The 14369-nt window shown below is 58.6% G+C and carries 15 protein-coding genes and 3 pseudogenes; 1 reads left to right on the forward strand and 17 read right to left on the reverse strand.

Features of this window, described 5'->3' with window-relative positions:
- Positions 1-23: 23 nt before the first annotated feature.
- The 17 genes and pseudogenes from D578_RS0109505 to D578_RS0109575 form a co-directional block, all read right to left on the reverse strand.
- Complete coding sequence (locus tag D578_RS0109505; RefSeq protein WP_018949732.1) at positions 24-1433, reverse strand: hypothetical protein; 1410 nt, start codon at positions 1431-1433, stop codon at positions 24-26.
- A 184-nt stretch (positions 1434-1617) separates the two neighbouring features.
- Positions 1618-2298, reverse strand: a complete 681-nt coding sequence (locus tag D578_RS15120) for a cytidylyltransferase domain-containing protein (RefSeq protein ID WP_081617352.1) — start codon at positions 2296-2298, stop codon at positions 1618-1620.
- 3 nt (positions 2299-2301) lie between these two features.
- Positions 2302-3408: an N-acetylneuraminate synthase family protein gene (locus D578_RS15495; protein ID WP_081617353.1), complete on the reverse strand. Its 1107-nt coding sequence runs from the start codon at positions 3406-3408 to the stop codon at positions 2302-2304.
- Complete coding sequence (locus tag D578_RS15910; RefSeq protein WP_155996779.1) at positions 3405-4376, reverse strand: hypothetical protein; 972 nt, start codon at positions 4374-4376, stop codon at positions 3405-3407. The genes D578_RS15495 and D578_RS15910 overlap by 4 nt, the downstream gene beginning before the upstream one ends.
- On the reverse strand, positions 4373-5476 hold the full coding sequence (locus D578_RS15500; protein ID WP_081617354.1) for a polysaccharide pyruvyl transferase family protein: 1104 nt from the start codon (positions 5474-5476) through the stop codon (positions 4373-4375). Before D578_RS15500 ends, D578_RS15910 begins: the two co-directional genes overlap by 4 nt.
- Positions 5477-5512: 36 nt before the next feature.
- Positions 5513-6505 carry a UDP-glucose 4-epimerase GalE gene (gene galE, locus D578_RS15505; protein ID WP_081617355.1) on the reverse strand — a complete coding sequence of 331 codons (993 nt, stop codon included), beginning with the start codon at positions 6503-6505 and terminating at the stop codon, positions 5513-5515.
- Between the two features lie 229 nt (positions 6506-6734).
- Positions 6735-7010, reverse strand: a complete 276-nt coding sequence (locus D578_RS15125; protein ID WP_018949737.1) for a polysaccharide biosynthesis protein — start codon at positions 7008-7010, stop codon at positions 6735-6737.
- Between the two features lie 27 nt (positions 7011-7037).
- Positions 7038-8834: an ABC transporter ATP-binding protein gene (locus D578_RS0109535; protein WP_018949738.1), complete on the reverse strand. Its 1797-nt coding sequence runs from the start codon at positions 8832-8834 to the stop codon at positions 7038-7040.
- A 166-nt stretch (positions 8835-9000) separates the two neighbouring features.
- Positions 9001-9138, reverse strand: a pseudogene (locus D578_RS15915) (capsular biosynthesis protein CpsI); the annotation flags it as partial.
- Positions 9139-9870: 732 nt separating this feature from the next.
- A complete protein-coding gene (locus tag D578_RS0109545; protein ID WP_018949740.1) occupies positions 9871-10221 on the reverse strand; it encodes a MarR family EPS-associated transcriptional regulator in 351 nt (116 codons plus the stop codon).
- A 623-nt stretch (positions 10222-10844) separates the two neighbouring features.
- Entirely contained in the window at positions 10845-11252 is a 408-nt protein-coding gene (locus D578_RS0109550; protein WP_018938978.1) for a type II toxin-antitoxin system VapC family toxin, read from the reverse strand.
- 3 nt (positions 11253-11255) lie between these two features.
- Entirely contained in the window at positions 11256-11492 is a 237-nt protein-coding gene (locus tag D578_RS0109555; protein ID WP_026289285.1) for an antitoxin, read from the reverse strand.
- 399 nt (positions 11493-11891) lie between these two features.
- The gene (locus D578_RS15520) at positions 11892-12158 is read right to left on the reverse strand and encodes a type II toxin-antitoxin system RelE/ParE family toxin (RefSeq protein WP_081617357.1); all 267 of its coding nucleotides are present in this window, start codon (positions 12156-12158) and stop codon (positions 11892-11894) included.
- A complete protein-coding gene (locus D578_RS0109560; protein ID WP_018949742.1) occupies positions 12154-12378 on the reverse strand; it encodes a DUF6290 family protein in 225 nt (74 codons plus the stop codon). Before D578_RS0109560 ends, D578_RS15520 begins: the two co-directional genes overlap by 5 nt.
- Before the next feature lie 717 nt (positions 12379-13095).
- Positions 13096-13287: a DUF2283 domain-containing protein gene (locus tag D578_RS0109565; RefSeq protein WP_018949743.1), complete on the reverse strand. Its 192-nt coding sequence runs from the start codon at positions 13285-13287 to the stop codon at positions 13096-13098.
- A gap of 2 nt (positions 13288-13289) precedes the next feature.
- Positions 13290-13544, reverse strand: coding sequence for a DUF4258 domain-containing protein (locus D578_RS0109570; RefSeq protein WP_081617358.1), 255 nt, complete (start codon positions 13542-13544; stop codon positions 13290-13292).
- Positions 13545-13793: 249 nt separating this feature from the next.
- A pseudogene (locus tag D578_RS0109575) lies at positions 13794-14096 on the reverse strand (PIN domain-containing protein); the annotation flags it as partial.
- Between the two features lie 108 nt (positions 14097-14204).
- Here D578_RS0109575 and D578_RS15920 point away from each other — a divergent pair.
- A pseudogene (locus tag D578_RS15920) lies at positions 14205-14369 on the forward strand (IS256 family transposase); the annotation flags it as partial.

Here is a 14369-nt window from a genome sequence, read left to right on the forward strand (position 1 = left end):
GAACCGCCCCGTTAGTTAATTCATCATGCCTCCACCAGGCGACAGACATCCTCGACCGGATCGGAAAAATAGCTCCGCGCTGACCCTTTTGGAAGGGATTCGATACAACCCGCCAATTCCTCGCCACTTTGCACAGCGTGTGCATCTCCATCATCCAGCAACGATTGGAAATACGAGCCCGCACTGGGCAAGCGCAGCATCGCAACCTTGCACCCACCCAAGAGACTCTCCACCATGGCTGTCGAACACACCCCGAACACCACACTCGCCTGATTGCAGGCCTGTCCCAAGGACGTCTCCTTTTCGAATTGAATCAACCCACCAATGTCGCCGCCGAGACTCTGCAGGTACGAACTAAGACTGGAAACGCTCTCGCTGGGATGAGGCCGAACAACGATTTCCCAATCCGGTCGCAAGCGAGAAAACACAATGACGGCCTCCATCAGCTTCGCTGCCACAGATCCCTGAGAAAGCACCAGCAGCCTCTTTTCGCGGCGAACACACCCTTGACCTGTGTGGCGCATCGACGTTTCTATATACGGTGCCCCCACCGCGTGCACCATGCATTCCCGCGGCAACGCCGTATCGCGATGCCAAGCGCCACCCCAAGTCAACAGATGGTCGGCAAAATAAGGCACCTGTGCCCAGCCCCGATAATCGTATGCCAAGTGGCCTCGATCCATTGAGCCGTGCTGGAACTCCGCAACGGGAATACATCGCTCCTGGGCTGCCGCAATCGGACCCTCTAGCCCGTAGCCAGCGACCACATACAATGCTCTCGGCTGCGTTTTCCAAAACAGCGTACGATACATTGCTCGCTCCGCCAAAAACCCCCGAACCACCCGAAGAACCTGCTCATCCAACGACCAACCATCAGTCACCAAGTCTGTACCCAGCCGTTGCTGAATAGAGCGAATGCGGGTTTTGTCGCCCTCATCAAAGCGTACCCGGCGAAATTGCCGAGCAATCCATCCCAGCCTAGCCATCACGTCATAGTCCGCAGCCCCGGGCAACGGAGCGGGATCCAAAGGCGAGGTACGGTCAAGCACAAGACTTCGCGCTTCGATCTGGCCAAGCCAAGCTCGCGCCGATATCGGATCTACCAGCCGATCGCCCATCGAGTGCTTACGGCTGTGTGGGATAATGATACGGTCCGTCTTTCCCCGACTCGCTCGATAGGGATTACGCTTGATGAACCGCCCAGGGAATTCCTTGACCAGCTGGGCCTTTGTCTTTCGCAAACGTTTCGCTTCCGGATGCGCATCGCCCGCCAGGCCGTGATCCATCCTAAACTGACGAAATAGCGTAAATCGCACCAGCTTCCAGACATAGACCCCATTGATCTGCCAGCTTGGGAGATCCAGATCTATCTCCATGCGCTCAAACTTCTCCAGCGCCTCATAGAACGACGTAATACCTTTAATACGCTTCACCTCGAAAATGGCCGACCTTTATACTGACGACAGTGTCCAGGCTTAGCGTCGCTCGCCGGTCATAAGGCTTACGCCCCCGCGCGCACGCTGCCACCATTAGATAAACAATTACGCCAGTTTCTTGGCAGACCGTAAACGGAACTTCACAGGGCGACTTACTACTAGACACACCCTAATGGCCTAATTAAACTTTCCTCGCCGTGAAGGTTGGCGCTTCCCGATCCAGAAGCGCCCAATAAGGATCAACAGAAATGTTCCCTTTTTCTACTAACCGTCCCAACCGCAACCGGTCCTCCGCGTTGTCTAGTGTTAGGCGCAAGTCACTATCGTCCCGGCGTTGTTCAATCGAGAGTGTTTCGATCTCCGACGCCAACCGGTAGAGATGCTGCGTAACGTGCTCCACTTCTTTTTTCTGCGCGTGGCGCGCGAACTCACGATAAAGTTCCGAGTCCACCCACTCCACAGCCACCCCATAAGGAAAACGCCGCTCAAAAAGATTACTCACAAGACGATAGCGACCCATGCGCTGCATCGCCCAAACGGCCATGCTCGGCTCGAAAAGAGGCGAATCGGCGTTCAGCCGAAGAAAGCATGTTGCCTCAGTTTCAGTAATCGCCTGTAGAGTCCGCGTAATTAGATCGTTGGCATCACCTCGGATCACTCGTAGACCCCTTTCCTTAGCATGGCTAGCCAGCCCATCGTCCACAGGTCGAGCGCTTGTTAACAACGCCCATCCATCAACTGGAACTCGGCGGGCGCGATCACAGACTATATCCAGGACCGCACGCCCACCAAGCGGTAAAAGAACCTTGCCAGGCAGGCGGTGCGAATCGGTGCGGGCATAAATAAAAACAAACCTACGCATGTCTCACCCCGAAACAGACCCTGTGCCATCGCCCATCCCTTTTTCCTCCATCTCCCGGCCCCAGTACGATTGGGCACCTTCCCAATTCGACTGCACGATACGCGCCGACGAGGCATCAATACCCAAGGCCGCATAACGGGAAACCGGCGTTTGAAGGCGTGACCCAATCAGATCTGCCAGACCATTGAAAGAACATTCCGTACTCGGTCGCACAAAAAGCAAATCTTCTCGTTTAAGAACATGCCCTTCGGGCAGCACGCGGGCGGCGTAAACACCACGCCTTGCGCGAAGTTTCGTAATTTGCTCTTGCGCGGACCCCTCATTAGCCGGACGCGCAAGGCTAGCCGCACCATCACGCAAGGTCTGTACATATGAAGCCAACTCAGGACCATCAAGCGCGTGCGCATGATCAAATCCGGGCAGATCCCGATCGGTTGTAAAATGCTTCTCGAAGAATTCAGCGCCGTGCGCCAACGCCATCCCAGCCGAAACCTCACCTCTCGTATGATCCGAATAGCCTACTGGTACGCCAAAACACCGACTCAGCATTGCGACTCGCTGAACATTGGCATCTCTCAGCGCACAGGGATAGGCAGAAACACAATGCATCAAACGAAGCTCGGTACCGGGATGTGTGGATTGCACAAAATTGACCATGGCCGCGATCTCCTCGAGCGTGGCCATCCCGGTGCTGACAATCACCTGTCCAAAAACGTCACAGGCTCGACCAATCAGCTCGTGATTGGTCAAGTCGGTCGAGGCGATCTTCACATATGGCGCGCCAAGCCGGCCCAATAGGTCCACCCCTTTTTCGCAAAACACCGAGCCTGAAATCGAGATGCCTCGCTCATGAGCATATCCCCACAGATCCGACCACTCGGCTTCGGATAGCTCTTCACTCTTCCGCTGCCTAAAAACCGGATTATCCACATAGCCAACCCCGTTGAACAATTGGGGCAGATACAGCCCTTCAGAAAATATCAACTGAAATTTAACCGAACTAGCCCCAACGTCGGCCGCTAGATCGACCAACGTTTTCGCACGCTTGATCGATCCATTGTGGTTGCTACCGGCCTCGGCAATAATTTCAGGCATTGCTATATCAGTCATTTAGGGTAATCTCCTGCGCTCAGTAAATCCACGATGCGTCCAACCAAGGATTCGCCGGAATTGACACCGACGTTGTGCAAGGCCGATTTGTGCATCTCTTCCAAACTTCTGCGATCACTCAACATTGATATCAAACTCGCGGGCTCAAAAGGAGCACGCGGAATGAGTTTTACGGATCCCGTATCAACTAAAGCAGTATTTTTCCCACCATCGCTAGTCGCACTAAGTGAGAAGGCAGGAATGCCTTGCGCAACCGCCTCGGCCAACATCACTCCCTCGCCGCCTAGAAACACATTCGCTGGTCCCAAAAACACCCAAGGTCTGCGGGTGCTTTGGGTATGCATTAGTTTCGGACCATAATCAGGAAGCACCTCCGGGATACGCCGATCCAACAGGCGTATTTCGTCCAATCCACGCACCCAAGACAGCTCCCCAAGCAACCCATTTAAATCAAACCTGTCATCCCCGCCCGAGAGACAGATACCCAAAGTCAGCGAGGCATAGTCCCGCGGCTGCGCCCTAAGCCCCCGGGCCGTGATAAAGCCAAACGCCAAATCGGTGACTAACTCCGATTGGTCCGGCAGATCCCCTCGCAGTTTTTCGGGTGCCTCGCGCACCAGCGCATGCGTAGCAAGATCGGCCCTGTCGCAGACCGGCGAAATTAGAATACGAAGTGAAAAGTCAGCTAGCCAAGTAGCGGCGGCATCGGGGATAGACACTGCATCAATTACTACAGGGCCAGGACCCGAATGAAAGAAGGAATCGCCACCCAATCCCAATGCTGCGGCTTCCTCCTGTCCAAGGGTATCGGCGTCAAGACGAACACGAGCAGAAATCCCTTTCTCTGCCAGTCCGCGTATCACCGCGGCACTCCGGAACAGATGCCCTAACCCGACGTGCGATCCGGCCTGGACATAAAAGGTGACGGGATTGGGTGGCGCGGACAGGATGGAGGCCTTGTTATTCACCCTCCACGTACGCCTTTCATCAGGTACTGCTCCATCATCACCTTAAAGTCGGCGAAACTCTCAAATTGGCTTTTTTCGATCCGGCCCCACTCTTGGTCCAAGACCGCATGATCGTTTTTCGTATAACCACCGTTTTGAACCTGAGCCATCATCTCTTCACTAAAATTGTGACCCATCTGAACCATATCCAGGTAAGCCCCCGAAATCCCCAGATCGTCGAATAATGATTGGGCACGCTCATCGTATACGACATTTATTGTTGGCGTTCCAAACGAGATAGCTGGCAAAGTCGCATGTAACCGGTAACTGACTACCATCTTGGCCTGCCGCAATAAAGCAAGATACAGATAAACATCGTTTGTATAAATCGAATCGACGTTTTTTGTGTAACGAAACGATGCCGCAAAATCGAGATCTCGGCTGTCATTGCAAAGAATACGAATTCGCTTGTGACCTGCCTTTCTCAATCGGTCAATCACCGCCTCAATATGGTCTTGGATGCGAGCCTGAAAGCGGTAAGGAACGTTCATCAATCCTGGGGTTCGCACGGAAATTAGCGTGCCCACATCCTCGGTTTCAGGAAGAACGGGCAACCTGTCGGCATAACGATTCACGTTGATGGTGGGGCACCACCCCAGCCGATCACGAGCATCAATGGACCGGAGATAATGGTGTGTCGCGCTATCACGCGAAAGGGACATATCTGCCCGAGACAGCAATGCTTTCAGCTTACTATCGTCTATTACATCCGAACGCTCAGTCAGCCGACCATACCGATCATATATTCGGCCACGTGAATTAGAGAACAACATTAGAGGCGGATTCAGCGCTCGCAACGCGCGCGCATCGACGTCAATCTCGTCATTTTCGTAGAGATTGCCGCCGCCGACAATTACGCCGTCCGCAAAACGATTTATATCATGCACTGTAGCAGACGTAAGGCCGGCCTTGGCCGTGCTTTCGTGTTTGGATGTTGCCGGATATTCAATTACAGAAACAAGCCTACCGAACACCTCATACAGCATGTGCCTGAGGGCAAAATGAATAGCGTTATTTCCAACATTATACCCCAGCGGGCGAATATTCACGATCGTGTACATTTACTCTCCTTCAGGAACATTTACAGCAACGCCTCTCTAGTTTTCCAACTGGCTGAGCATCCTTTTAGATTCCCACTCCAGACTATGTCTAACAATAACATCTAGGTCGTCGTACTGAGGTTTCCAGTTAAGCGCACGCCGCAAAGCACGGGCATCCGCAACAACTTCGGCCAAATCTCCGGGCCTCGCCGGGGCGACGTTTACTGGCAACACCTCCCCCGTAGCGCGCTCTACGGCATGGATTACGTCACGGACACTACTTCCACGTCCGTATCCACAATTCAAAGTGGAATTATGCGCAGGGCCATCTAAGCTTTTCAGCGCCGAAATATGTGCCTGAGCCAAATCGCTAACATGAACGTAGTCACGAACGCCGGTACCGTCAGGGGTAGGCCATTCCGTTCCAAAGATCGTCAGCGTCGATCTCGCGCCACAAGCAACCTCCGCGGCAACCTTGATAAGATGTGTGGCCGCCGGTGTCGATTGGCCAGAACGACCCATCGGATCGGCGCCGGCAACGTTAAAGTACCGTAAGATTGTAAAGTCGACATCGCCCGCCACCGCCATGTCGCGCACCATTCTTTCGGCCATTAGTTTGGAGGCCCCATACGGTGATACAGGATCCGGATTTTCGTGCTCGGAAATCAGAGAGCGACCTTCTGGGTTGTAGACGGCCGCGGTAGATGAAAAGATGAGGCGACGCACCTTGCCAGCCTGCATTGCTTGCAAGAGCGTTAACGTACCGAGAATATTGTTTTCGTAATAACCTAGCGGATCCATCACAGAATCCGGTACCACGGTAGATGCGGCGCAATGAATGACAGCCTCAACACCGTACTCCACCATAAGGTCCGCCAGTTTTTCTCGATCACGCAAATCCACCCGCTCAAACGCTGCGCCTGCTGGGACGAGCGCGCGCAATCCGGTACTCAGGTTGTCAGCAACGACAACGTCGCTACCGTCGTCTAAAAGTGCCAGGGCTATGTGACTTCCTATATAACCCGCTCCACCGGTAACAAGGATACTCATGGCATGTTTCCCTTCTCATAGCTAGAATCTATCGAGGCCTACGGACACTCGGTTCGCAACGACGAATCGCGTGTCCGTCGCTAGCTTGGTGCCACCTTACCGGTTGATGGGCCTAGCCGCCTTGCCGGCGGAAAGCGCAATCATCATCTGAACGCCCCTTGCCCAACGCTGCGTGTATGACGTCTTGGGCGCCATGGACCTTGGGCTTCACACACTCAAAGGAGTTGTATTAGCCGGACGCGACGATCTTAGAGGCGGCTGCGTGGGTCACGTAGCCGCCTCCGTCAAGTGCGCAGTAGACACTTTCGCGGGAGCGCACGTCGCCAAGGAAGAAACGCACGCGCGGATCGCCTTCGAACTTGTTGGCCATCTCCCACTGCTTCATCTCGTCGCGCGAGAAGATCATCACTCGCCTGGGGTTGTATCGCTCCAGGAGCATGGGGATAAAGGTATGACCGAACGAGCCCGTGCCGCCGGTTACCAAGATGGATGAGTCATTGAACATGAGTCGACTTTTCCTTTTCGACGATCGTTATGCGTGGTCGGCCATACGCCGGAAGGTGGGGTTCCGCGCGACCAACTGAGAATAGGAACCGTGATCCGCCACCTTTCCTTCGGACAGCAGGTAGATGCTGTCGCACTGCTTCACGGTAGCCAGTCGGTGGGCGATCATGATGATGGTCTTCTTCCCAGAAAAATCGTGGATGGCATCCATGACCAATTTCTCGGTGATCCCATCCAGCGCGCTGGTCGCCTCATCCAGCACCAGCACATCGGCATCGTCGTAGAGGGCGCGGGCGATGCCAATGCGTTGCCGCTGACCGCCAGAGAGTTGTATTCCGCGCTCGCCAACACGGGTATCGAGGCCTTCCGGGAGATCGACCAGGAGTTGGTCCAGGTGGGCCATCCGGGCTGCACGGCGAACGCTCTCCTCGTCGATCTGTTCCGGTGGCAAGCCAAAGGCGATATTTTCCCGGATACTGGCGTCGGCTAGGAAGATCGACTGGGGCACAAAGCCCATGCTGTTCTGCCAGGCTCGCTTCTGTTCGGGCTGTAGTGGCTGCCCATCAATGGTGAGGCGCCCCTCTTGCGGTTCAATCAGCCCAAGCAGGATATCGATGGCCGTCGACTTCCCGGAGCCGGACGCCCCGACCAGGCCGACCACGTGGTTTACTGGCAGGCTTAGATCCAGGCCCTGTAGTGCTGGCTCTTCCTTACCGGGATAGGTGAAGGTCACCTCATCCAGACGGATTTCTTCCTTTGGACGCCAGTGCCCGAATCGCTCTGCCGAGACGCCGATGCTTGCATCCTGACTGTCTCTGAGATCCGCTTCTAGATTGTCGAACGCGGCCAGGTTGCCCCGTATCTGGGCGACGCTGGTGAATATCTGCTGGAATGCTGGCAGCAGCTTGAAACCTGCCAGGGCATAGATCGCCAGCATGGGCAGGATCTCGCCCAGATTCCCTTCATGGGCGGCCAGCAGGTAGAGCACCAGGAAGATGACCGAGCCATAGGCGATCAGTTCCATGGCATAACGAGGCACCTGCGAGAGCGCCTGGGTCGTTCCCTGCGCCCGTCCAAAACGGCGGCTGGCGGCCTCGAAACGCTGGTTGAAATCGGCCTGCCGCCCCAGCAAAAGGGTGTCCTTGATCCCGCCGAAGCCTTCGTTCATCAGCTTGAAGCGTTGCTGATTGGTCTGCGTAATGGTGGCCCCATTACTTACGAGGCGTCCGCGCACCACACGGTAGAGAATCAGGTAAGCAGCGGCAAAGATCAGCAAGCCGGTCAGCGCCACCATGGGGTTGTAGACGAAGATGACGATGGCCATGAAGAGGGCCAGCACCACTTTCGCATTCATCATCATCAAGGGTCGGAGGATGGTGTTTGTGATGCGCTGGCATTCCTGCGCGATCTTGTTGGTGAGCTGGCTGCTGCTGCCGTCGGCGTGAAAGAGCCACGGCTGATGCATGTAGTGCTTGTAGAGCCGGGAGCTCAATTCGGCGCCGACCTGGTTCGCGTACAGGGCCAAGCGCCATGTGGTGATCATGGCAAGGACCGCCCCGGCTGCCAACGCCATGAGGACAGCGATGCCCAGCCAGAACAGAAAATCGGCGGGGTCTGTGAAGCCGCTTGCCTCGTAGAGCTGTGCCAGCGTTCCGTCGCCTTCCAGTCGGCTCATATCGCCGACCAGGGCCATGAACGGGCCGATGGCGACCACGCCACCGACTTCCGCGAACGCCATCAGCACGACCAGGATCTGGAGGCGAAGCAGGCGCGCGCGTTGTTCGCGGGTAAGGAGGCTGAAAAAGACTCTGAGGCGCTGGAGCATGGGAATCTTTCGCGGCTTAGAGCCGCATTGCGCCCGCTTGGTTGGGCAGCATAGATGTCACATCAGGCAGTGCGCTGTTCTCAGCGCCCAAGGCGCGGATGTCCACCACCGCCGCCACGAATTCTCGATGCGGTACGGCGAGGATCCCGGCCTGGTAGATACCCGGCACCTTCGCCTCTTTCTGCGAAACGTCGTAGTCGCCGTTCAGGGTGTCACCGCCGATCACCTGGTCGCCGCGCTCTAGCCGGCGCAGGCTCGAGGCGCTGCCAATGAAGCCGGCCGAGCCGGCTATGAGAATTTTCATTTTGTGCTTTGTGCTGGTGTGTGTTGATCGATGGGTTGTTCGCGGGCGGGCCCGCTCCTCCGTCATCCCGGAAACCGCGAAGCGGTTATCCGGGATCTCGTGCGTCCGGGCTGGCCCCACCGGTGGAGATCCCGGCTCTTCGCTTCGCTACGGCCGGGATGACGGGATGGGGTAGCGCTGCGCCGGGTGACGGGGGTGTGTTCTTCGTCAGCCCGGAAACCGCGAAGCCCCAAGGCCCGTCATCCTGGAAACCGCCCTGCCCCTCCATCATCCCGGAAACTACCCCACCCGACCGTCATCCCGGAAACCGCGGAGCGGTTATCCGGGATCTCGTGCGTCCGGGCGGCCCCACCGGTGGAGATCCCGGCTCTTCGCTTCGCTACGGCCGGGATGACGAGGTGGGGGCACGCTGCGGCCGGGATGACGGGGTGGGGGCACGCTTCGGCCGGGATGACGAGGTGGGGGCACGCTTCGGCCGGGATGACGGGGTGGGGTAGCGCTGCGGCCGCAGATAATGGGGTCGGGGTAGCACGACGGACGACGTGACGCGCCGGAGTAGCGCCGCGGCTGGGGTGACGAGCCCGGGTCGCGGTCCGGCTGACAGGCTGGAGGAATGGCATGAGTCCGTCCGGCTTTGGCTGGGGCTTCGCGGGCAGGCCCGCTCCCACAACCGGCTCCCACAACCGGCTCCCGGGTGTCGATTTCGCTCTGCTCGGCATTCCTTCCCCCGTCCTACGGGGTCGGGGGCTCTTTCGCGGGCTCTGTGCCCTGGAGCTCGGTGCGGAGTTGTTCGATCTCGGTCATCAGGGCTTCGTGCTCGGCGCGTTTGCGCTGGAGCAGGCCGTACGCCAGGCGGGCCTTTTCCTGCAGGCCGTTCGGCGTGAGCTTGTACAGGTAGGCCGAGCGGTTATCCGAGCGACGGAAGTTCTGCGCCTTGACCCAGCCGCGGTCGAGGATGGCCTTGAGCGCGTAGTGCGTCTTGCCCACTGACAGGCCCAGGGCACGGGCCAGCTGGCGCTGGCTCATGTCCGGCTCGCGCTCTAGCAGGCGGAGCACTTCCAGATGAAGGTCGTCTTCAATCAATGGGTTATCTGGATCATGGGGAGCGTTTGGGCACGCTACCGCCGGGACGGTGCACCCGGAGTTTTCGCGGGCCCGCCCTGGAAAAAGCTGCTGACTGTGCGTTCACGGGGTGAACGAAGGGCGAAAGTAGAGCATATCGGCCGGTCGCATGACAATGGGACGGGCGTGCAAGAAAGGGAAACGGGACAGATTGATTGTTCACACCCGCCGCGACGGTGGTCGGCATGACGTGTAGCGAAAGGCGTTGGCGCAGGCGGCCTTTGACTGTAAGAGCCGAACCCTCTCGGCGATTGGGGCATTGGTTGGGCCCCATCGCCCAGGGGGCTGGGCTTGTATGTTTCTTCCCGGCAACCGCGCCTCTCACCCTGTCATCCCGGCAGCCGCGCCTCTCACCCCGTCATCCCGGAAACCGCGTAGCGGTTATCCGGGATCTCGTGCGTCTGGGCAGCCCCCACCGGTGGAGATCCCGGCTCTTCGCTTCGCTACGGCCGGGATGACGGGGTGCGGTTACGGCCGGGATGAGGAGGCGGGCGTGCGGTTACGGCCGGAATGACGGGGTGGGTGTAGCGTTCCGGCCGCGGACTAACGCTGCCGCGTGTCGGCGCGGGGATACCGGCGCGCGGTCAATGTGCAGACACCCAGTTTTGCACCTGCAGCCCGGGCACACGCTCAAACTCGCGCCCATTGTTCGTCACTAGTACGGTTCCTGTTGCCCGTGCGTGCGCCGCTATCAGAAGGTCGTTTGCGCCAATGGGGGCGCCAGCGTGTTCCAGCTCAGCCCGGATGTCTCCGTAATGATCGGCTGCTTCTTCCGGCCAGTCGCACACCTGCGTGAAAGCCAGAAAACGCTCCAATGCGGCCTCGCTACGCTCTTTCTGATTCGACCGGCAAACGCCGTAACGCAATTCCGCCAGGACGACGGCGGATAGGCCGACCTCCCCCACCGGCACGTGGCGTAACCGTTCGTGCACCTCGGGCGGCCGGCGTTTCATGATGTAGATACAGATGTTCGTGTCCAGCATATAGCGCATGGATCACAACGCCTCGCGATCCTGGGCCATTCGATCCTCGATCGAATCGGGAAAGTCGTCGGGCAGGGTCTCGGCAGGACCCAGGAAATAATCATCCCAGGACCGCGGCTTGGCCCGCAGGATCAATGCATCCCCGCGCTTTTCGATGACCACCTCATCTGAATCGAACGTAAATCCCTTCGGCAGCCGAACGGCCTGACTGCGCCCATTCCGAAACAAACTCGCCGTGCGTCGCTTCATTATCTAGCCCCAAAATGGCTGCATATGCCTAAAGCATATCCCAGCCAGCGGCGTGTTTCCAGGCCTCATCGCCCAGTGGGTTCGGCTCATACAACCAGCGCGGCCCTCCGTCATCCCCACCACCGCTCGTCCCACTCCGTCATCCCGGAAACCGCCCCCCTCCGTCATCCCGGAAACCGCAAAGCGGTTATCCGGGATCCCTTGCCTCGGGGCGGCCCCCAGCGGTGGAGATCCCGGCTCTTCGCTTCGCTACGGCCGGGATGACGGCTGACGAAGCAGATCGAAGCCCGTGGGCCTTCGATCCGTAGGAGCCGAGCCTCTCGGCGATCGGGGTGGTGGTTGGGCCCCATCGCCCAGAGGCTGGGCTCCTACAGGACGGAGCCCATGGCTATGCGGCGCTTATACCATCCCCTGGCGATAGACCGTATTGCGGTGAGCCACGCGGACGACAAGCACCCGTAGCCGGTCATCCTCAATCGATGCAATGACACGGTACGGACCAACGCGGTAACGCCAGTAGTCGCCCAGATCCCCCGAAAGCGATTTGCCCAACCTTCGTGGATCGTCCAGCGGTGCAACGCGCTCGTTCAGGTATTTCAGAATCCGTCTGGCCGCCTGCTTGTCCAGTGCGCGGAGATCCTTCTCTACGCGCTTGTCGAACTCAATCGTCCAGCTCGAGGTGACGTCTCATTTCATCCATGGAGACTGTCTCGCCGCTTCCCTTGCGGTGGTCAATCAGGCGCTGTTCGGCCAGGTAGATGTCTTCAAGGTCTTCCAGATGCTGCACGATTGCCTCGCGCGCATAGTAGCTCTTGCTGCGGCCTGTGGCCTTGGCCAAGGCAGCCAGGCGTTCTTCCACATCTTCAGGTAGACGCAAAGCCAGCATGAGATCTCCTCCGAGAATTTGCTATACAAGTATAGCACTGCGGTGGGCTTCCCAAACTCGGCGGCCATGCCAGCGACATCATCTCACCGGCACCGGCCATGCGCCCTCTCCTCCGGGGAGTCACGCAGCCCCTACGGTTCGTCATTCGGGGAACCGCTAAACCCCCACGCCCGTCATCCCGGAAACCGCGAAGCGGTTATCCGGGATCTCCCACGCTCGGGCAGCCCCCACCGCCGGAGATCCCGGCTCTTCGCTTCGCTACGGCCGGGATGACGGGGTGGGAGGACGTACGGCCGAAATGACGGGGTGGGAGGACGTACGGCCGGGATGACGGGGTGGGGGTAGCGCTGCGCCGGGTGACGGGGCGTGTTCTTCGTCGTCCCGGAAACCGTGCCACCCCATTGTCATCCCGGAAACCGCGGAGCGGTTATCCGGGATCTCGTGCGCCCGGGCGGCCCCACCGGTGGAGATCCCGGCTCTTCGCTTCGCTGCGGCCGGGATGACGGGGTGGGAGGACGCTGCGGCCGGGATGACGTGCAGCGCAGGGCGGCGACGGCTTTGGGCCTTTGAGTTGTAGGAGCCGAGCCTCTCGGCGATTGGGGCGCTGGTTGGGCCCATCGCCCAGAGGCTGGGCTCCTACACCGTGTGGGGTCCGGGAATACGAGCCGCGCCCCTGGCCACTGTCTCTTGGCATGCCGCTGAAGCGTTCCGGTGGGCTCAGGCAGCTTCCGACCGCAGGAGCGGCCAGGCGCCTTGCTTGGACGCTTCGAGAATCACGACTTCCACAATCGTTCCGTCTTCGGCATAGCTCACATGGGTGTTCCAGTCCTGTGAGCACTCGCGCGCAATCGGCTTGTCCGACAGATGCAGGACGAGAATGTCGTCGGCTTCGTCATAGGTCGTGCGCATCGTCACTCTCCCCAGTCAAAGTGGTGCATGACGGTTTTGACCACCAATTGTTCTTCAAGCGCCAAAGCGGCACAAATCAGGTTGTCACAACGGCCTTCAAAGTGCTTCGCGGCCCACAACCGACGGTCATCCTTGTAGCGTAGCTCACCATTTTCCAGCAATTCCGCCAACTCACTTTCCGAGATTTCGCGCTGCGCCATGCGTTCTCGAGCATGGCGGGTGACGTTGATCGGCCGATCAAATCGGGAGGAGTGCATTCCATTCCCCTTTTGTCCGAGTTCCGGTGGTCAGATCTCTGAGCGTTTTGGGGCATTGCCAGCACCCCATCGCTCAAGGGGCTGGGCTCGTCGCACGCTGTGGCCCCTGTAGGAGCCGCAGAATCCGGGGACAGATGTTTTCTCACGCCTAGGCCCGGAGCGAGCATGGCCAGCCTGGGCGGCGCGACGCCACGCGAGGCGGCATGTGCGATAACGATCAAACCGAGTGGCCCGACGAGCTTGCGGGATTTACCTCAAAACCTGAATCGCGATCCCCAGGTCCAGCTGACCCCAGGCTCGGTCGGCAGTCAGCACAGGGAGGGCCTTGTCCATCGCCAGGGCAATACAAGCCCGGTCGGCCATCGACAGTCCGTGCCGCCGGGATGGCTCCCAGAGCTGTGCGGCCAACGCGGCTTGTTCCGCAGTGAAGGGCTCGAAAAGGAGCCCGACATCGGCAAATTCCTGCTGCATTCCCTGGATGTTCACCTTGCGTTGGAGCGATTTCTGCATCACTTCGGACCAGTTCACGGTCGAGACGCAGCCGCCATCCAGCATGGGGAGTTACTGTCAAAAGTGGTGTACGGGAGGGATTGAGAAAGGCGGCGTATCCGGCTGGAATGGAAGTACCAGCAACCAACCAGCCAAGGGGGATACGCCACCATGACCTACGATACGACAGAGATTTCGAACGGGCCAGCGGACACGCCCGATGACCCGTTGACCGCGCTCCTGCGCCGCGGGGCGCGGGACCTGATCAAGCAAGCGGTGGAGGCGGAGTTGCAGACGTTCATGGAGACCTACGCGGCGGATCGCTTGCCGGATGGT

This window comes from Thioalkalivibrio sp. ALMg11 (assembly GCF_000377905.1).
Classification (GTDB): Bacteria; Pseudomonadota; Gammaproteobacteria; order Ectothiorhodospirales; family Ectothiorhodospiraceae; genus Thioalkalivibrio.

Excerpts from the sequence above, each read along its gene's own strand:
- D578_RS0109535 (WP_018949738.1), bottom strand. The coding sequence starts at position 8,834 with ATGCTCCAGCGCCTCAGAGTCTTTTTCAGCCTCCTTACCCGCGAACAA.
- D578_RS0109550 (WP_018938978.1), bottom strand. The coding sequence starts at position 11,252 with ATGCGCTATATGCTGGACACGAACATCTGTATCTACATCATGAAACGC.
- D578_RS15120 (WP_081617352.1), bottom strand. The coding sequence starts at position 2,298 with ATGCGTAGGTTTGTTTTTATTTATGCCCGCACCGATTCGCACCGCCTG.
- D578_RS0109555 (WP_026289285.1), bottom strand. The coding sequence starts at position 11,492 with ATGAAGCGACGCACGGCGAGTTTGTTTCGGAATGGGCGCAGTCAGGCC.
- D578_RS15125 (WP_018949737.1), bottom strand. The coding sequence starts at position 7,010 with ATGTTCAATGACTCATCCATCTTGGTAACCGGCGGCACGGGCTCGTTC.
- D578_RS0109570 (WP_081617358.1), bottom strand. The coding sequence starts at position 13,544 with ATGCACTCCTCCCGATTTGATCGGCCGATCAACGTCACCCGCCATGCT.
- galE (WP_081617355.1), bottom strand. The coding sequence starts at position 6,505 with ATGAGTATCCTTGTTACCGGTGGAGCGGGTTATATAGGAAGTCACATA.
- D578_RS15495 (WP_081617353.1), bottom strand. The coding sequence starts at position 3,408 with ATGACTGATATAGCAATGCCTGAAATTATTGCCGAGGCCGGTAGCAAC.
- D578_RS0109565 (WP_018949743.1), bottom strand. The coding sequence starts at position 13,287 with ATGCGCACGACCTATGACGAAGCCGACGACATTCTCGTCCTGCATCTG.
- D578_RS0109560 (WP_018949742.1), bottom strand. The coding sequence starts at position 12,378 with ATGCTGGCTTTGCGTCTACCTGAAGATGTGGAAGAACGCCTGGCTGCC.
- D578_RS15500 (WP_081617354.1), bottom strand. The coding sequence starts at position 5,476 with ATGTACACGATCGTGAATATTCGCCCGCTGGGGTATAATGTTGGAAAT.